This window comes from Mycobacterium sp. (assembly GCF_032159765.1).
Classification (GTDB): Bacteria; Actinomycetota; Actinomycetes; order Mycobacteriales; family Mycobacteriaceae; genus Mycobacterium.
This window is the reverse complement of sequence record NZ_JAVHWM010000061.1, coordinates 18,622-36,312: the sequence shown is the minus strand read 5'-3', so window position 1 is coordinate 36,312 and position 17,691 is coordinate 18,622. Positions and strand designations below refer to the sequence as shown.

At 66.5% G+C, this 17,691-nt stretch carries 18 protein-coding genes; 11 read left to right on the top strand and 7 right to left on the bottom strand.

Going from position 1 to position 17,691, the window contains the following annotated elements; all coding sequences use genetic code 11:
* Positions 1-1,323 (top strand): excinuclease ABC subunit UvrA (gene uvrA / locus QOH60_RS07350; RefSeq protein ID WP_526418673.1); only part of this gene is annotated, 1,323 nt, incomplete at its 5' end.
* A 20-nt stretch (positions 1,324-1,343) separates the two neighbouring features.
* Here the strand turns inward: uvrA and QOH60_RS07345 are convergent.
* Positions 1,344-1,766, bottom strand: a complete 423-nt coding sequence (locus tag QOH60_RS07345; protein WP_526418671.1) for a hypothetical protein — start codon at positions 1,764-1,766, stop codon at positions 1,344-1,346.
* A gap of 188 nt (positions 1,767-1,954) precedes the next feature.
* On the opposite strand from QOH60_RS07345, the gene QOH60_RS07340 reads away from it, so the two are divergent.
* A complete protein-coding gene (locus tag QOH60_RS07340) occupies positions 1,955-2,734 on the top strand; it encodes an SDR family oxidoreductase (protein WP_526418669.1) in 780 nt (259 codons plus the stop codon).
* Between the two features lie 5 nt (positions 2,735-2,739).
* Here the strand turns inward: QOH60_RS07340 and QOH60_RS07335 are convergent, their stop codons facing one another.
* From QOH60_RS07335 to QOH60_RS07315, 5 genes are read right to left on the bottom strand one after another with little or no spacing between them, the layout of a single operon-like run.
* Positions 2,740-3,909 carry a DNA glycosylase AlkZ-like family protein gene (locus QOH60_RS07335; protein WP_526418667.1) on the bottom strand — a complete coding sequence of 390 codons (1,170 nt, stop codon included), beginning with the start codon at positions 3,907-3,909 and terminating at the stop codon, positions 2,740-2,742.
* Positions 3,910-3,913: 4 nt separating this feature from the next.
* Complete coding sequence (locus QOH60_RS07330; protein ID WP_526418665.1) at positions 3,914-4,207, bottom strand: hypothetical protein; 294 nt, start codon at positions 4,205-4,207, stop codon at positions 3,914-3,916.
* Positions 4,208-4,227: 20 nt separating this feature from the next.
* Positions 4,228-4,644 carry a DUF6653 family protein gene (locus QOH60_RS07325; RefSeq protein ID WP_526418663.1) on the bottom strand — a complete coding sequence of 139 codons (417 nt, stop codon included), beginning with the start codon at positions 4,642-4,644 and terminating at the stop codon, positions 4,228-4,230.
* A gap of 31 nt (positions 4,645-4,675) precedes the next feature.
* Positions 4,676-7,975, bottom strand: a complete 3,300-nt coding sequence (gene lysX / locus QOH60_RS07320; RefSeq protein WP_526418661.1) for a bifunctional lysylphosphatidylglycerol synthetase/lysine--tRNA ligase LysX — start codon at positions 7,973-7,975, stop codon at positions 4,676-4,678.
* 36 nt (positions 7,976-8,011) lie between these two features.
* Positions 8,012-8,347, bottom strand: coding sequence for a DUF1844 domain-containing protein (locus QOH60_RS07315; protein ID WP_526418658.1), 336 nt, complete (start codon positions 8,345-8,347; stop codon positions 8,012-8,014).
* A gap of 275 nt (positions 8,348-8,622) precedes the next feature.
* On the opposite strand from QOH60_RS07315, the gene infC reads away from it, so the two are divergent.
* From infC to QOH60_RS07290, 5 genes are read left to right on the top strand one after another with little or no spacing between them, the layout of a single operon-like run.
* On the top strand, positions 8,623-9,285 hold the full coding sequence (infC, locus tag QOH60_RS07310; protein WP_526418679.1) for a translation initiation factor IF-3: 663 nt from the start codon (positions 8,623-8,625) through the stop codon (positions 9,283-9,285).
* Positions 9,286-9,301: 16 nt separating this feature from the next.
* Complete coding sequence (gene rpmI / locus QOH60_RS07305; RefSeq protein WP_526418656.1) at positions 9,302-9,496, top strand: 50S ribosomal protein L35; 195 nt, start codon at positions 9,302-9,304, stop codon at positions 9,494-9,496.
* A gap of 42 nt (positions 9,497-9,538) precedes the next feature.
* The gene (gene rplT, locus QOH60_RS07300; RefSeq protein ID WP_526418654.1) at positions 9,539-9,940 is read left to right on the top strand and encodes a 50S ribosomal protein L20; all 402 of its coding nucleotides are present in this window, start codon (positions 9,539-9,541) and stop codon (positions 9,938-9,940) included.
* Between the two features lie 2 nt (positions 9,941-9,942).
* On the top strand, positions 9,943-10,737 hold the full coding sequence (locus QOH60_RS07295) for a TrmH family RNA methyltransferase (RefSeq protein WP_526418677.1): 795 nt from the start codon (positions 9,943-9,945) through the stop codon (positions 10,735-10,737).
* Positions 10,738-10,770: 33 nt separating this feature from the next.
* Complete coding sequence (locus tag QOH60_RS07290) at positions 10,771-11,073, top strand: hypothetical protein (protein WP_526418652.1); 303 nt, start codon at positions 10,771-10,773, stop codon at positions 11,071-11,073.
* A 10-nt stretch (positions 11,074-11,083) separates the two neighbouring features.
* Here QOH60_RS07290 and QOH60_RS07285 read toward each other — a convergent pair whose 3' ends face one another.
* Positions 11,084-12,094 carry an oxygenase MpaB family protein gene (locus QOH60_RS07285; RefSeq protein ID WP_526418675.1) on the bottom strand — a complete coding sequence of 337 codons (1,011 nt, stop codon included), beginning with the start codon at positions 12,092-12,094 and terminating at the stop codon, positions 11,084-11,086.
* A gap of 242 nt (positions 12,095-12,336) precedes the next feature.
* Here QOH60_RS07285 and QOH60_RS07280 point away from each other — a divergent pair, with 242 nt between their 5' ends.
* From QOH60_RS07280 to pheT, 4 genes are read left to right on the top strand one after another with little or no spacing between them, the layout of a single operon-like run.
* Positions 12,337-13,245, top strand: a complete 909-nt coding sequence (locus QOH60_RS07280) for an adenylate/guanylate cyclase domain-containing protein (RefSeq protein WP_526418650.1) — start codon at positions 12,337-12,339, stop codon at positions 13,243-13,245.
* Positions 13,246-13,253: 8 nt separating this feature from the next.
* On the top strand, positions 13,254-14,075 hold the full coding sequence (locus tag QOH60_RS07275) for a rhomboid-like protein (protein ID WP_526418648.1): 822 nt from the start codon (positions 13,254-13,256) through the stop codon (positions 14,073-14,075).
* A 31-nt stretch (positions 14,076-14,106) separates the two neighbouring features.
* Entirely contained in the window at positions 14,107-15,147 is a 1,041-nt protein-coding gene (gene pheS / locus QOH60_RS07270) for a phenylalanine--tRNA ligase subunit alpha (RefSeq protein WP_526418646.1), read from the top strand.
* Positions 15,147-17,633 (top strand): phenylalanine--tRNA ligase subunit beta, encoded by a 2,487-nt coding sequence (gene pheT / locus QOH60_RS07265; protein ID WP_526418644.1) that lies wholly within the window; start codon positions 15,147-15,149, stop codon positions 17,631-17,633. Before pheS ends, pheT begins: the two co-directional genes overlap by 1 nt.
* Positions 17,634-17,691: the final 58 nt, after the last annotated feature.

The window sequence follows — 17,691 nt, the reverse complement described above, 5'->3', positions numbered from 1 at the left end:
TCGATCGGACTGCACCAGCGCGACAATCGTCGACTGATCGAAACACTTTTGCGGCTAAGGGATTTGGGCAACACACTGATCGTGGTCGAGCACGACCTCGACACCATCGCGCATGCCGACTGGGTGGTGGACATCGGCCCGGCGGCAGGCGAGCACGGCGGGCAGATCGTGCACAGCGGCACCTACGACGACCTGCTGCGGAACAAGAACTCGATCACCGGCGCGTATCTGTCCGGCAAGGAGAGCATCGAGGTGCCGGTGATTCGCCGTCCGCGGGACAGGCGCCGGCAGTTGAGCGTGATCGGCGCGCGGGAGCACAACCTTCGCGAGATCGACGTGTCGTTTCCGTTGGGTGTGCTGACGTCCGTCACCGGGGTCTCGGGGTCGGGCAAGTCCACCCTGGTCAACGACATCCTCGCGTCGGTGCTGGCCAACAAGCTCAACGGCGCGCGGCAGGTTCCGGGCAGGCACACCCGGGTCACCGGCCTGGACAAGGTGGACAAACTGGTTCGAGTCGATCAATCGCCGATCGGCCGCACGCCGCGGTCGAATCCGGCCACCTATACCGGGGTGTTCGACAAGATCCGCACGTTGTTCGCCGCCACCACGGAGGCGAAAGTCCGTGGCTACCAACCGGGCCGGTTCTCATTCAACGTGAAGGGCGGCCGCTGCGAAGCGTGCTCGGGGGACGGCACCATCAAGATCGAGATGAACTTCCTGCCTGACGTCTACGTCCCGTGCGAGGTGTGCCACGGCGCCCGGTACAACAGGGAGACGCTCGAGGTCCATTACAAGGGCAAGACGATCGCCGAGGTCCTCGACATGTCGATCGAGGAAGCCGCTGAGTTCTTCGAGCCCATCACGTCGATCCACCGGTATTTGCAGACACTGGTTGATGTGGGGCTCGGCTATGTACGGCTCGGGCAGCCCGCGCCGACGTTGTCCGGAGGTGAGGCGCAACGGGTCAAGCTGGCGTCGGAGTTGCAGAAGCGCTCAACGGGCCGCACCGTGTACATCCTCGACGAGCCCACCACCGGCCTGCATTTCGAGGACATCCGCAAGCTGTTGGGCGTCATCAACGGCCTGGTGGACAAGGGCAACACGGTCATCGTCATCGAGCACAACCTGGACGTCATCAAGACCTCCGACTGGATCATCGACATGGGCCCCGAAGGCGGTGCCGGCGGAGGCGAGGTGATCACGCAGGGCACACCGGAGGACGTCGCGGCGATGCCGGAGAGCTACACCGGACAGTTCCTTGCCGACACGCTCGGCCTACCGCGGCCGTCGGTGTCGCGGCGGCGCGGCAAGGTCAGTGCCTAGCAGGCGATTCGCCACCGAGACTAATCGTGTCCCGGAAAAAGCTGGACGCAGGTCGGATCGAATTCCGGATCCTGCACACGCGTGTGTTGCGGCTGACGATCGATGCGGCCGCCGCAGTTGAAGGCCCACCACCACAGCGGACCGTGCCATGCGGGGCGGTTGTCGTACAACTCGGTGAGCCAGTCGCACGCGGACATCGATCCGTCGTAGCAAGCGATCGTGTATCGGTCGTAGTCTCTGCCGTCAAGTTCAATTTGAGTGGGCGGCGGGAGCTCCCCGCCGTTAGGGGATCCGCCAGAGTCAGAGGTTGGGCCGTCGCGCCGGTCTGTGGATCGCCCGTCACCCTCGGATCCGCACCCGACCAATACGCCGACCGCCACCGCGAGAGCGAATCCGAACGTGACCGCACGATTCCCGACCCCTGGCTGCGTGATCACTTTCATTTCGCATCCTGTCGCGATCGTGAACGCAAGTCCCGCGAAAGAAATCGTCGGTCTCAGCACATCACAGCACACGATGGACCGGCGCGAGGCAGATGACGCAGATTGAGCCCCCTTTGTCCGCGCAGCACCCGATAGCGATAGGTTCCCACCGAAAGCCATACCGTTGCGAGATCGACTGGTGAGGGGATATGTCAAAAACAGTAGTAATCGGAGCATCGAGCGGGCTTGGGCGCTGCATCGCTCTAGGCCTGGCCGAGCGCGGCGAACGGGTGGCACTCCTCGCGCGGCGCCGTGAGCGTATCGAGGCGGCCGCGAAAGAGGCGGGCCCCGACGCGGTTGCGGTCGAGTGCGACGTCACCGACGAGGCCTCTGTTGGTTCAGCCATCAGCTCAGCCGCGGAGGCGCTGGGCGGTATCGACAACCTGGTCTACACGCCGGCGATCGGGCCGCTTAAGCGACTCGTGGAAACCGACGCCGAAACGTGGCGGCGGGTGTTCGACACCAACGTCATGGGGGCTGCCCTCACGACCGCTGCGGCAATCCCGCACCTGACAGCTTCGGCGGGCAAGGTGGTGTACCTCTCGTCTGACGCCGGCACCTATGGGCCGCCGTGGCCGGGGCTGGGAGCCTATGGGGTGACCAAGGCTGCGCTTGAACGGCTCATCGAGGCGTGGCGCGCCGAACACCCGGATATCGGTTTCACGAACCTCATCGTCGGGGAATGCGCAGGCGGAGAAGGCGACTCGCAAACTGGATTCAACGCCGGCTGGGACCGCGAGCTGACCATGGAGAACTACCCGCTGTGGCTCTCACGGGGGTGCATGCCGGGAGAGCTGATGCCGGTCAAAGACCTGATCTCGGTGGTACACACGATCCTTCAAACCGACGCGTGTACGTCCATGCCCGTCGTAGTGGCAAGGGGGGCACCGACTCGTGCTGTCGCTGTGCCGGTGGCCGACCACGCCTAACGCGCTCAGGGCACTTTCGACAGCGGCGACGGGAATCTCGGGGCTACTCGCACACCGTTGAGCCAGGTCGAGAGTTCGTCGGCGCGCTGCCGTAACGCTCGCTTGGCCTCGCTTCCTGGATTCTCGAGCAGCTGCACCTCGACCCGTCCGTCGCTGTTCTGACGCCACCCGCCGACAATGCGCCCGTTCCACCACGCGGTCGGGCCGGCGTTGCCATTTCCGTCGAAAATGCTTGTGCGATATGGGCCGAGATACCACCGACGATCGGCCCAGCCCATGGTTGTCACGTCCAGTCCGGGCAGCAGGGCGGCCCACGGTTCCACGTCGGGCTCGTCGTCCAGATCATCGGGCAGCACGTATCCGATAACGCCGTCGAGGTCGACCTCCACTGCGTCACAGTCGCGCAGGGCCTGGCGCGCGGCCGTCAGCGTCGAGCCGAACCACCATTTGATGTCCGCGACCGTGGCCGGGCCAAACGCGCGAACCCACCGCCGGAGCAATTCCGCCCTGGCTGGCTCGGCGGCCGTCGCTTCGCCGGCGGCGCCGAGCCAATCCTGATGTCTGACCCATCGGTGGCGCGAAAGCGTCCACCCCCCGTCGTTGGGCCCGCGCACAATGTGGCCCCGGACTGAGAGCACTGTTAATACCCTTGGTGCTAAATGTGTTTCGCCGCCCCAACTTTTCCCGGGCGCGGGATCGTACTTGCCGTCCAGCTCGGGCAACGCCTTACGTAGGTCTGTTGCGCTCGCCGGGCCGTTCTCGGCGAGGTGGCGCATTACCGCCTCGCCTGCGCGGTCCAGCCATCTGCCGCCATCGGTCGCGACGCCGGCCTTTTCCACGTCGGCGACGAGCCGCCGCCACTCGTTGTCCGCGACGCGATCGCTCGCACCGGACTGAATCGCAGGCAGGTCTTCTTCCCGCACCAGCCACAACGTGCGTCGCATTGCGAGATGCTTTATCACAGAACGTGTTTCGTATAGTTGCCGATCGAGATCCGCGACAGTGAAGCCGGGTACCCGCGCCCATAAGGATAGGTACGGCGTCGCAGGATCGGTGGCGTGCAGGCCCACCAGGGCTGCGGTGACGGCCGCGACGGGGCTACGGCCTGGTTCTGTTGCGAGAAAGTGGCGACGGGCCAGGCGCGCGCGGCGCTCATCGACGGAGAATCTGCGCACCGAGCTAGCTGTCGTCGTGCCCTGGCTTCATCGACTCGCGGATCTGGGCAAGGCGTTCAGCCGCCGCGCGCTGGCGCGCCTCGTACTGCTCTTCGACCGTGCGGCCTTCGGGTGTTTCCGCATCCAGCTCCGCCGACCCCAGCGAGGTGGTGTAGCGGCCTTCGATCTTGTCGCGGACCGATTCGTACGTCGGCACCCCCGACGAGCTGTATCCGGGGTCGACGTCGGGCGCTGGCACCGGCGCCGCGGAGGTCGGCGCTGGCGTCGCAGTCTCCGAAACTGGTTGCTCGTCGGGCATGTCGCAACGGTACCCCGGGTCTAACCGCACTTTCGATGACGATCCAGGTAGCGCGCCATCAACTCCCAATAGACGAGTGTGAACGCCATCTGTGCGGCGACGCCCACCGCGGCGTGTCGGAGTTGCCGCCGGTGGGCGGCGACGAGTGCGTAGACGGCGGCTGCCGATCCGGCGGCGCTGACGGCTAAGGCGGCGTCCCGAGGGCGGTGCGTGATCCACAGTTCCTGGCCCAAGATCGCCCGCGTTGCCCAATTGTCCGCGTAGGCAGGTTCCGGAAAGACCACGGGGTTGGCCACAAGCCACGCGCCCACGAGCACGGCATGGCAGCGTCGAAGTGTCCACACAGGCACGAGAACCAATGGGGCGCTTGCCAGTCGGGTCCAGGCGCTCCACGGGTTGGAATGCCGGGCGAACAGAGCCCGGCGCAACCGCGACATGGAACCCATTGTGCGCCGAATCGGCGCCGACTCAGCGAGGCTTAGCCAACGGGAACGGCAGTGTCTCGCGGATGCTGCGGCCCGTGATCATCATCACCACCCGGTCGACGCCCATTCCGAGGCCGCCGGTCGGCGGCATCGCATATTCCATGGCGCGCAGGAAGTCCTCGTCCAGCTCCATCGCCTCGGGGTTGCCGCCTGCGGCCAGCAACGACTGCTCCTGCAGCCGCCGCCGCTGCTCCACCGGATCGGTCAGCTCGCTGTAGGCGGTGCCGAGCTCGACCCCCCACGCCACGAGGTCCCACCGCTCAGCAAGACCAGGGCGGCTGCGGTGGGGGCGGGTCAGCGGCGACACCGACGTCGGGAAGTCCTTGTAGAACGTCGGCGCCTGCGTGCGGTGCTCGACGAGCCTCTCGTACAGCTCGAGAACGACCGCACCGGCATCCCAGTGCATCGCGTATGGGATCTGTGCGCCGTCGCAGAGCCGCCGGAGGACTGGGAGTTCGGTGTGCTCGTCGATCTGCTCGCCGAGCGCTTCGGACACCGCGTCGTGCACGGACATCACGTGCCAGCCGCCGGAGATGTCGACGGGCGCCAAGGTGCCGTCGTCGCGCGGTCGCATGATTACCTGCTCGCCGTTGGCCGCGAACGCCGCGTTCTGGATCAGCTCGCGGCAACCGTCGACCCACGTCATGTAGTCCGCGTGCGCCTGGTAGGCCTCCAGGAGAGTGAACTCAGGATTGTGGCTGAAGTCCACGCCCTCGTTGCGAAATGCGCGTCCCAGCTCGAAGACTCTCTCGACGCCGCCGACGCAGAGCCGTTTCAGGTAGAGCTCGGGCGCGATACGCAGATACAGGTCGAGGTCGTAGGCGTTGATGTGGGTGTGGAACGGGCGTGCGTTGGCACCGCCGTGGATCTGTTGCAATATCGGCGTCTCGACTTCGATGAAACCGTTGCCCAGCAACGTCTCTCGAATTGCTTGCAACACCTGACTGCGGGCCGTGATCAATCGGCGCGCATCGGAATTGACTGCGAGGTCGACGTAGCGGGCACGCACACGTGCCTCGGGGTCCGCGAGCCCCTTCCACTTGTCGGGCAGCGGATGCAGGCACTTGCCGATGAGGCGCCAGCTGCGGGCGATCAGAGACCGGGTGCCGTTCTTGCTGAATCCCATCGTGCCGGTGACTTCGATCAGGTCGCCCAGATCGATGGCCGCGGTGAAGTCTGCGGTCGACCCGCTGGCGAGGTCCGAATTGCTCAACAGCAGCTGCACATCCGCGGACCAGTCACGCAGGTCGGCGAACAGGACACCGCCGTAGTCGCGGATTCGCAGCACCCGGCCAGACACGGTGACGGCGACGTCGTCGACTTCATCAAGAGCTTTTGCGATCGTGTGGCTGGGGGATTTGCCGACGGGGTAGGGATCGACCCCGCCCGATACCAGCGTCCTCAGCTTTGCCATTCGGACGCGAACCTGGTCGGGCACCCTCGCCGCGGGGGTGTCGATCGCGACGGCGCCTTCGGTTAACCGGCTGAGGTCGGGAGCGGTGCCGTCATGATGCAAGACGCCACTGGCCATGACAGCTTCTGGCACCGCTGGATGCACGCCGGTGTGTTGCTCGCTGCGCCGCGAAAACGGCAGCACGAGAAAGCCTTCGGCGATCACGGACGCCACGCCCACCCGGGGAATCAGCCGCGCATCCTCGTAGCACGCAAACCGTGGTACCCATTCGGGCTGATATTTCATGTTGGACCGGTACAACGTCTCCAGCTGCCACCAGCGTGAGAAAAAGACCAGCAGACCCCGCCAGAGCCGGGCAACCGGGCCGGCACCTAGCCGGGCGCCGGCCTCGAACGCGGCGCGGAACATCGCAAAGTTCAGCGAAATACGCGACACCCCAAAGCTTTCCGCTTGCATAGTGAGCTCGCTGACCATGAGTTCGATGGTCCCGTTGGGCGAGTTCGGCGCGCGGCGCATGAGGTCCAACGACGCGCCCGTGCCGCCCCACGGGACCAGCGACAGCATCGCGACGACGTCGGTCTCGTTCTTCACGGCCTCGACGAGCAGGCAGTCGCCGTCCGCGCTATCTCCCAGGCGACCAAGCGCCATCGAAAACCCGCGCTCGGCACCGGTGTCGCGCCAAGCGTCTGCACGCTGGATCACCAGCGCCATCTCGTCGGCCGAAACGTCGCGGTGGCGCCGGACGCGTACGGTCAAGCCGGCCCGCCGCGCGCGGGTGACGGCCTGACGGACCCCCCGCATGCTCGGCCCGGACAGCCGGAACCGGTCGGGGTACAGGATCGCCTCGTCGCCAAGCTGCAGTGCGTTGAGCCCAGCCGCGCGAAACGCCTCGGTACCAACAGCACTGGCCCCCATCACGCCCGGCGCCCATCCGTACGCCGAGCACAGCCGCAGCCACGTGCCGATCGCTTGAGGCCATGCCCGCGGGTCCCCGATCGGGTCGCCGCTGGCAAGGCAGACGCCGACCTCGACCCGGTAGGTGATCGCGGCGCGCCCGCTGTCGGCGAACACGACGGCCTTGTCTCGGCGCGTCGCGAAGTATCCGAGAGAGTCGTTCTTCCCGTATACCTCGAGCAGGCCGCGGATCGCGGACTCATCCTCGCCCGTCAGAGCATTTTCGGCGCGCTGGGACATGAACAGCACGACCGCGGCGGTTACCAGCGCGACGGCGCCGAACAAGCCGAACAAGGTGTTGAGCACAAACCCTGGGTGGCCCGTGAACAGCGCGGGGTCGGCAAGGGCGAATCCGCTCACCCGGTTCAGCGCATACGGGAGCCGTTCGTCGGCAGGCAGGCTGTCCGGGAACGCAGTGAGCAACCCCCACGCCAGCAGTGTGCCAATGGCCATGCCCGCGACTAGCACACCGGCCGCCCTCAGCAACGCGCCGCGTCGAACCCGGGCGTAGAACTCGCGATAGGCCACTGCGAGGACCACGACCGCAGCGAGGTGCAGTACCAGCCCCAACGTGTCACCGAACTGCTCGGCGGGGCTGTCCTCACCGGACGCGAGATCCCCGACGTTCCAGCCCGCGGCGAAGATGAGGTTGAGCAGGAGGATCCACCACGCGATCCGCTTGCGGGCTGCCAGCGCGGCGGCGAGCAGGGCGAGCACCAACGACCACGCGAAGCTGGTGTCCGGGAAGTTGAAGATGTAGTTGTCGATGAACTCCCGCGGCATTTTGATCACGTTGCGCAGGAACGGGGACAGGCTGGCGAGCAGCGAGAGCGTCGCGATGACGCCGACGATCCAGCCGGCCGCCGCCGGGACCCAGGAGAGCCGTGTGGACGGCCGTGTGTCGATCGCGGTCATTAGCCGCGAGGATATTCGCTCACCCTTGGACACGGGTTAGCCCACTGGGCCGGTGTACTTCTCGCCTGGGCCAGCGCCGACGTCGTCGGGGGTGGAGCTGTAGTCGCGGAACGCACGTTGGAGGGAGGTCAAACCGTCACGCAGGGGACCGGCGTGCGGTCCGAGATATTCGGCCGACGCGGTCACCAGGCCGGCCAGTCCGGTGATCAACCGACGAGCCTCGTCCATGTCGCGGTAGGGACTTGTCGCCGGGTCAGGTGAGGACAGTCCGAGTTTCTCGGCCGCGGCGCTCATGATCATTACCGCGGCCCGGGTGATCACCTCGACGGCCGGGATCTCTGCCAGCTCTCGCGTGCGATTCCCGTCGGTCATGCCTGCTAGACTGGCACGGCGACCGTTCCTGAGTGTGTCAGGGACAGCAAGTGGAGTCCCGCTCCCACCGTTGGCCACATCGGCTCAGCGGTCCGGTCATCGGCCCCCTCGAGGGTTGTTTCCGCGTTACGCGCGGGCGGCGTTGGCCGCGATCGGTCGGTATCGGGCCCCGCGCTACGCGGGGCCTTTTTGCTGATGGAGTGCCCTGGGCCTGCCGTTGCTGTCCTGCGACTCGTGAACGCCTCGCAGCACTATTACCAACCCAGGGAGGCCCCATCACCACTGAGACCCGCGTCAACGAGCGCATTCGAGTCCCCGAGGTCCGACTGATCGGACCCGGCGGTGAGCAAGTAGGGATCGTGCGCATCGAAGACGCCCTTCGCGTCGCCGCTGACGCCGATCTCGATCTTGTCGAAGTCGCTCCGAACGCCAGACCGCCGGTCTGCAAAATCATGGATTACGGCAAGTTCAAGTACGAGACGGCTCTGAAGGAGCGCGAGTCTCGCAAGAACCAGCAGCAGACCGTCGTCAAGGAACAGAAGTTACGTCCGAAGATCGACGACCACGACTATCAGACCAAGAAGGGACACGTTGTGCGTTTCCTCGAAGCTGGGTCGAAGGTCAAGGTCACGATCATGTTCCGCGGACGCGAGCAGTCCCGCCCGGAACTGGGCTACCGGCTTCTGCAGCGGCTGGGCGCCGACGTCGCCGACTACGGCTTCGTCGAGACGTCGGCCAAGCAGGACGGACGCAACATGACGATGGTGCTGGCGCCACACCGCGGCGCGAAGACTCGGGCGAAGGCGGCGCAGCAAGCCAGTGGCGGCGATGAGCCGCTTGCGCGAAGAGCAAACAGCAGCGATGAGCCGCTTACGCGAAGGGCAGAAGCGGACAGCGCCGCTGGCAATCCCGAGACCACCAGCCCTGAACAGAACTGAGAACTGAGGAAATAACATGCCGAAGGCCAAGTCGCACAGTGGTGCGTCAAAACGGTTCCGGCTCACCGGAACCGGCAAGGTGGTACGCCAACGGGCGAACCGCCGCCACCTGCTTGAGCACAAGCCCACAAAGAGGATGCGTCGCCTCGAAGGCCGAGTGACGGTGTCGGGCAAGGACACCAAGCGCATCAAGAAGTTGCTCAACGGCTGAGCCGACTCACTACTGCACGAACGAGATAAGGAATAACAAGCCATGGCACGCGTAAAGCGGGCGGTCAACGCCCACAAGAAGCGGCGCACCGTCCTTGAGGCTTCCAAGGGCTACCGCGGCCAGCGGTCACGCCTGTACCGCAAAGCCAAAGAGCAACAACTTCATTCGCTGAACTACGCCTACCGTGACCGGCGAGCCCGCAAGGGCGAGTTCCGCAAGCTGTGGATCTCTCGGATCAACGCTGCCGCACGGTCCAACGACATCACCTACAACCGCCTGATTCAGGGCCTCAAGGCCGCCGGTGTAGACGTCGACCGGAAGAACCTCGCGGAGATCGCGGTCACCGACCCGGGCGCCTTCGGCGCACTCGTCGCTGTCGCGAAGGCAGCGTTGCCGGAGGACGTCAATGCGCCGTCGAATCCCGATTCGGGAGAGGCCGCGTAAGACTGGCCACCAGCCCGGGACTCCTCACCGAGAGTTCGTCACGGGTCGCGGCCGCGGCCAAGCTGCACCGGCACGTTGCCCGCGAGCGGGCCGGCCAGTTCCTCGCCGAGGGGCCGAATCTGGTCGAGGCTGCACTGCGCCACGGCGCAGTCCGCGAGGTTTTCGTCACCGAGCCTGCGGTCGCGCGGTTCGCTGCGTTGCTGGCCGGTGCCGACGTCCCCGTGCATCGTGTGACGGAGCGGGCGGCGAAACGGTTGTCGGACACAGTGACTCCGGTCGGTCTCGTCGCGGTGTGCGAGGCGGTCGCGGTGGCGTGGCGTGACGTCGTCGCCACCCGCCCGCGCCTGGCCGTGGCCGCCGTCGACCTGTCAGAACCCGGCAACGCCGGCACGGTGATCCGCCTGTCGCACGCGATGGGAGCAGAAGCGGTGATCCTGGCGGGCCACAGCGTCGATCCGTACAACGCCAAGTGTCTGCGCGCTTCGGCCGGCAGCGTGTTCGCTGTTCCGCTCGTCGTCGAATCGGATGCCGTGGCAGCCGTCACGGCGTTGTCTGAAGCGGGCTTGCGAATACTGGCCACCACAGCCGACGGTGAGGTGTCCCTGGACGTCGCTGACGTGTCGGGTTGCGTCGCATGGTTGTTCGGGTCCGAGGCCCACGGGTTGAGACCCGATGTCGCCGCGATGGCAGACGCGCGTGTGCGCATCCCGATGCCCGGTGGAGCCGAGAGCCTCAATGTGGCCGCCGCGGCCGCCATCTGCCTGTATCAAAGCGCCCGGGCGCAGCGAGATGCCTAGCGTGGTCACCGTGCGAGCATCGTCAGTGCGGCATTGATCGCGGTCGCCGGGTTCACCGTGCCGATAGCAAAGGCAGATCCCAGACCGTTTCCGGATCTGAGCGGGTTCACTGAGGCGAACTACAAGGACTACACAACGTATTCCGCGTACTCGACGACCGGCGTTCAATTCGTCACGCCCGCCGGCTATCGGTGCCGGATGACCTACACCTTCAAAGCATCTGTCGCCGCGACGGCATGCTGGGGCGTGCTGCCCGGCACGACCAATGTCGAATCCTGGAACGTAGGCAAACAGCACGGGTTCGTGCTGAGCCCCGAGGGCAGTTGGACGTTCTAGCGCCTGCCGTCTAGGCGGCCCGGCCGCGCCCACCTGCCGGCCGCAGCCCGGCTAGCGAGAACGTGGTGTGCACAAGAGCACCGGCGCGCTCAGCGAGCGTCTTGCGCCGCGGGAAATAGTGCATGGGCATCCCGCGCCGGTCGCGCGGGGGCGCCATCAATGCCGGCGCTTCGACGAGCGGCCCATCGGGAGGGAGCTTGCCCGCAGCCCGCCGGTAGGCGGTCAACGCACGTGGGTGCAGACGGATCTCGTCGGGCACTGCCCAGAACGCGATCTCGACAGCCTTGCCGAACAGCCGCAGCAACACTTCGTCGCCGGCCGTCCAGCGCATGCCTGCTTTTTCGCGCACGACCGGATCGAAGAGCCCGGCGGCGAGCCAGCGCTGACTGGCAACCAGCGGCCTGAAGAGCTGGTCCCACAAAGGCGTGGGCACCAGCACGAATTTTGGTTTGGGAATCCGGATTTGGAAGATGTCGATGGCCGCCTGGTTGAGCTCCAGCTCGTCGCGGCACATGCGGTCCCAGTATGCCTGGAACTCCTCCCAGGTTTTCGGCACCGGCCGCATGCTCATGCCATACATGGCGTACCACTGCACGTGTTCGTCGAACAGCTGACGTTTGTCAGCCTCGGTGAGGCCCCCACAGAAGTACTCGGCGGTCTTGAGGACCAGCATGAAGAAGGTCGCATGCGCCCAGTAGAACGTCTCGGGGTTCAGCGCGTGGTAGCGGCGACCGGCCGCGTCGACACCCTTGATGGTCCTGTGGAAACCCCGTATCTGATCGCCGGTTTGAGACGCGCGATCGCCGTCGTACACCACGCCCATGATCGGGTAGACGGATCGGGCGACTCTCTGCAGAGGCTCGCGCAGCAGAATCGAATGCTCCTCAACGCCGGCCCCGAGCTCCGGGTGCATGTTCTGTAACGCACCTATCCAGACGCCCATCATTCCGGTCCGCAGATCGCCGAAGTACTTCCACGTCAGCGAATCCGGTCCGAGCGGCGCGCCGGCCTGTTGCCGCAGTGGTCGCTGTGCGGCGGTGGTCGTCGATGGCCGGCTCACGCTTCCTCCCTCGGTGGCAGTGCACTGAGAATAATGTTGACAACACCCGTTGTCTACAACTGTCGAGCGTGTCGGGGGAGGGTGTTACCTGCCGGCGACCGCTCCGCTGCAGCGCTGTGATCAGCGGGTTTAGCGGGGCACACCGGGCGATGAGGTCCACGCAACATTGCCCGCTCTCAGACGGGGCCTCTACTGTGGCGATTGTGAAGGTCGAGCCGTCCGGCGATGGATCCGGCGAGCTCGGGGATGTCGACGGCGCGTCTGATGCACCGCCCGCCAATGCGCAGAAGCGTGGCTGGTTCGACGAGGCGAACCACCGCCCCGGAGTGATCGCCGCGATTCGCCGGGCGCGCAAGGCGCTGCCCGGCGACCCGCATTTCGGTGACCGGCTGTCCGCCAGCGGCTTCGGCGGTCCGGCTGCGGCCGCCCGCGCAGCCGACCGCCTGCTGGGCGATCGCGACGCAGCATCGCGCGAAATCAGTCTCGGCGCGCTGCAGGTGTGGGACGCCCTGCGCCACAGAATGGGCCGTCAGCCCCCGGACGATGAGCTGACACTCGTCTTCACCGATCTCGTGGGTTTTTCGTCGTGGTCGCTGAGCGTGGGTGACGACGCGACGCTCAAGCTGCTCAGGAAGGTCGCCCAGACGATCGAGCCGCCGATGTTGCAGGCCGGCGGGCAGGTGGTCAAACGGATGGGCGACGGGATCATGGCGGTGTTCCCGGATCCGGTCGCCGCTGTCGCCGCCGTCGTCGTGGCACGTGAGGCACTGAAAGACGTTGCGGTGGAAGGATATATACCCGAGATGCGGGTGGGCATCCACACTGGCCGCCCCCAGCGGATCGGGTCGGACTGGCTTGGGGTGGACGTCAACGTCGCCGCGCGGGTGATGGAGAACGCCGGCAGAGGCGGTGTGCTCGTCACCGATGCCACGCTGGATCGTCTGTCTGAAGAAGAGCTCGAGACTTTCGGCGTGTCACCGAAACGGTTGCGCCGGCCGGTGTTTTCGCACCGCATGAGCGGGGTACCACCCGATATCACTATGTACCGCCTGGAAACTCGCAGGGACTTGCCAGCCACCGGTACGACAGATGAAAGCCCGCCACAGGAATAGTGGAGTCAATGCTTGCGCGAACGTGGTCAACCGTGCGCCGCCTCCAGGTCACGCTAGGGTACGCGGCGACTCTGCTGACCATCGGCACCACCTTGCTGCTCATGGGCCCGCGGGTGCAGGACCACGTCATCCGGCACATGAGCACGAACCTGCACAACCTCGCCCATGGCCGGCTCGGCACACTGATCGGGAGCGCGTTCGTCACCTCGAGTGGTCCGATGTGGTTTTGGCTACCCGGGCTTGTGTGTTTGCTCGCACTCGCCGAGCTGTTCTGGCGCAGCGGACGCGTGCTGATCACATTCGCAATCGGTCATGTCGGAGCCACGTTGATCGTCGCCATGGGCCTGGTGGCCGCCGTCGATTTCGGGTGGCTGCCAGTATCGGTTGTCCGGGCCACCGACGTCGGGATCAGCTATGGCGCCGCAGCCGTGCTCGGCGCGCTCACCGCAGCCATCCCCACCCGCTGGCGACCCGCGTGGATCGGCTGGTGGGCCGCGATCGGCGCGCTGATCGTCTGCACCAGCATCGTGGGGTTATCTCCCGATAGCGGGTTCACCGACGCCGGCCATGTTGTCGCACTCGCCCTCGGGATGGCAGTGTCCCTGCGTTTCGGCGGGCCCGCCCGCTGGACGAAAGTGCGCGTCGCGTTGTTCGTCATCGGTGTCGGATTCGGCTACCTGGTCCTGGTGAACACGGGACTGCCGGTGGTCATCGCGCCGATCGTCGGAACCGTGGGCGCGTTGACCGCACGCCGGCTGGCCGAGGGTGTGCGCGCCGGACGGGTCGAGCCCGTGCCGGTCAGCGCCGCGCCTGACGCTGTGCCGGTATAGCGATCGACCTGGCGTCACCTAGAATCGCCGGGTGGCTGATCAGCCCGACCTGTCCGAAGAATCGCTGGCCAAAGCGGTCAGTGCGGCTCGTCATGCGTTCGATCTCGCCTCAGATCTCGACGCTCTGGCGCGCGCGAAGACCGAGCACCTCGGTGACCGGTCACCCGTCGCGCTGGCGCGGCAGGCACTGGGCACGCTTGCGAAGGACCAACGCGCTGACGCTGGGCGCCGCGTCAACGTCGCGCGCACAGAGGTGCAGCAGGGGTACGACGACCGGCTGGCAGCCTTGCGAGCCGAGCGCGATGCCGCGGTGCTGGTGGCCGAACGTATCGACGTCACACTGCCGTCCACCAGGCAGCCGATTGGGGCACGCCATCCGATCACCATCCTCGCGGAGCACGTCGCGGACACCTTCGTCGCGATGGGATGGGAGCTGGCCGAGGGACCCGAGGTCGAGACTGAGCAATTCAATTTCGACGCGCTGAACTTCGGTCCCGACCATCCGGCGCGAAGCGAGCAGGACACGTTTCACGTCGCGCCCGAAGGCTCCCGGCAGGTCCTGCGCACTCACACGTCGCCGGTGCAGATCCGCGCGCTGCTCGAACGCGACCTGCCCGTCTACATCGTCTCCATCGGCCGGACGTTTCGCACCGACGAACTCGACGCCACGCATACGCCGGTGTTCCACCAGGTAGAAGGGCTCGCGGTGGATCGCGGCCTGACCATGGCACATCTACGGGGCACGCTGGATGCGTTCGCCCGCGCGGAGTTCGGTTCACAGGGCCGGACCCGTTTTCGCCCGCACTTCTTCCCCTTCACCGAACCGTCCGCCGAGGTCGATGTCTGGTTCGAGAACAAGAAGGGCGGTGCCGGCTGGGTGGAATGGGGCGGCTGCGGCATGGTCCATCCGAATGTCCTGCGCGCCTGCGGAATTGACCCCAACGTGTACTCCGGATTCGCGTTCGGGATGGGATTGGAGCGCACGCTGCAGTTTCGCAACGGGATCCCGGACATGCGCGACATGGTGGAAGGCGACGTCCGCTTCTCACTGCCGTTCGGGGTTGGGACCTGATGCGGGTTCCGTACAGCTGGCTGCGTGACGTGGTCGGCGTCGGTGCGCCGGGCTGGGACGTGTCGCCCGACGAGCTCGAGCAGACCCTGATCCGGATCGGCCACGAGGTCGAGGAAGTGATCCCGGTCGGACCTGTCTCGGGGCCGTTGACGATCGGCCGGGTGTCCGAGATCGAGGAGCTGACGGAGTTCAAGAAGCCGATTCGTGCGGTGAAGGTTGACGTCGGTGAGTCTGCGCCCCGCGACATCGTTTGCGGGGCAACGAACTTCGTGGTCGGCGACCTCGTGGCGGTGGCGCTGCCCGGCACGACGCTGCCCGGTGACTTCACGATCGCGACGCGCTCGACGTACGGACGCACGTCCGACGGGATGATCTGCTCGGCGGCCGAACTGAACTTCGGAGCCGATCACGCAGGAATTCTGGTGCTGCCCGCGGGCACGGCTTCACCCGGTGACGACGCCGCGCGCGTGCTTGGCTTGGACGACTACGTCTTTCATCTCGCGATCACCCCGGACCGCGGTTATTGCCTGTCAGTACGAGGCCTGGCCCGCGAAATCGCATGCGCGTACAACCTCGACTTCGTCGACCCCGCCGAGGTGCCGCCGCTGGCCGCCGAGGGGGAGGCCTGGCCGTTGACCATCGATGCCGGCACCGGCGTGCGCCGGTTCGCCCTGCGCGCGGTCAGCGGGATCGATCCCGGCGCGGTCTCGCCGTGGTGGATGCAGCGTCGACTGCTGCTGTCGGGCATTCGCGCCATCTCCCCGGCGGTCGACGTCACGAACTACGTGATGCTCGAGCTCGGGCATCCGATGCACGCCCACGACCTGAGTCGGATCACCGGGGGCTTCCGGGTGCGGTTTGCCCGGACTGGCGAGACGGTCGTCACGCTCGACGACGTTACGAGACAGCTCAACGACGCCGATGTGCTGATCGTCGACGACGCGGCGACCGCGGCGATCGGGGGCGTGATGGGCGCCGGTACCACCGAGATGCGTGAGGACACCCGCGACGTGTTGCTCGAAGCCGCGGTCTGGGACCCGGCGGCGGTCTCGCGCACCCAGCGGCGGCTGCATCTGAGCAGTGAGGCCGGTCGGCGCTACGAGCGAGCGGTCGACCCGGCCATCTCAGTGGCCGCACTCGACCGAGCATCAACGTTCTTAAGTGAAATCGCGAGCGGCACAGTCGAACCCACGCTGACAGACTGGCGGGGCGACCCGCCCAGGGACGACTGGTCGATGCCGACGATCGAGTTCACCACCGACCTGCCCGACCGGACCGCTGGCGTCGGCTATCCGGCGGGCACAGCACTGCGCCGCCTCGGACAGGTGGGCGCGACTGTCGCCGATCATGGGCCGACACTGGCCGTCACACCGCCGAGCTGGCGGCCCGACCTGGTGCAGCCGGCCGATCTGGTCGAGGAAGTGCTGCGCTTGGAGGGCCTCGACATCATCCCGTCGGTGCTGCCCCAGGCGCCGGCGGGTCGCGGCCTCAGCGCAGTTCAGCAGCGGCGCAGGGCGATCGGGAAGTCGCTGGCGTTGTCCGGCTACGTGGAAGTGAAGCCGTCGCCGTTTCTGCCCCCTGGCGTGTTCGACAAGTGGGGCCTGCTGGCCGACGATCCGCGGCGAAACACGTTGCGCGTGCTCAACCCGCTGGAAGCGGATCGCCCCGAACTGGCCACCACGCTCCTTCCGGGACTGTTGGAGGCGCTGGGCCGCAACGTCTCTCGCGGTGCGGTGGACGCTGCGCTGTTCGCGATCGAGCAGGTGGTGCTTCCGACCGCACGCACCCGCCCTGTCGAGCCGTTGCCCGTCGACCGCAGGCCGACCGAGCAGGAGATCGAAATCCTGGACGACTCGTTGCCGGATCAGCCCCAGCATGTCGCCGTCGTGCTGACCGGTCTGCGCGAACCACGCGGGCCGTGGGGTCCTGGCCGGTCCGTCGACGCCGCTGATGCCTTCGAGGTGGTGAGGACTGTCGCGCGAGCCTGTGCGGTGGAGCTGACGCTGCGCCCTGCGGACGATCTGCCGTGGCATCCCGGCCGCTGCGCCGAGGTTCTCGCCGGCAACGTCGTGGTCGGGCATGCGGGGCAGTTGCATCCCGCGGTCGTCGAGCGCAGTGGGTTGCCGAAAGGCACCTGTGCCGTGGAACTCGACCTCGACGCGATTCCGCTCTCCTTGACGCTGCCGGCGCCCAGGGTGTCGCCGTTCCCGGCGGTGTTTCAGGACGTCAGCCTCGTGGTGTCTGACGATGTCGCCGCGCAGGCGGTGATCGACGCGCTCCGCGAGGGCGCCGGCGAGCTGCTGGAAGACATCCGCCTCTTCGACGTCTACACGGGTCCTCAAATCGGCGAAGGCAACAAGTCCCTCGCCATGGCGCTGCGGTTCCGAGCAGCCGACCGCACCCTGACGGAGGACGAGGCCAGTGCCGCGCGCGACGCCGGAATACGGAAGGCTGCGGCCGCCGTCGGCGCAGTGCAGCGCGCCTAACCCCTCCAGCGGCTGGAATTGATTTGCACCCAATTGCATAATAATGCAGACTTTGTCA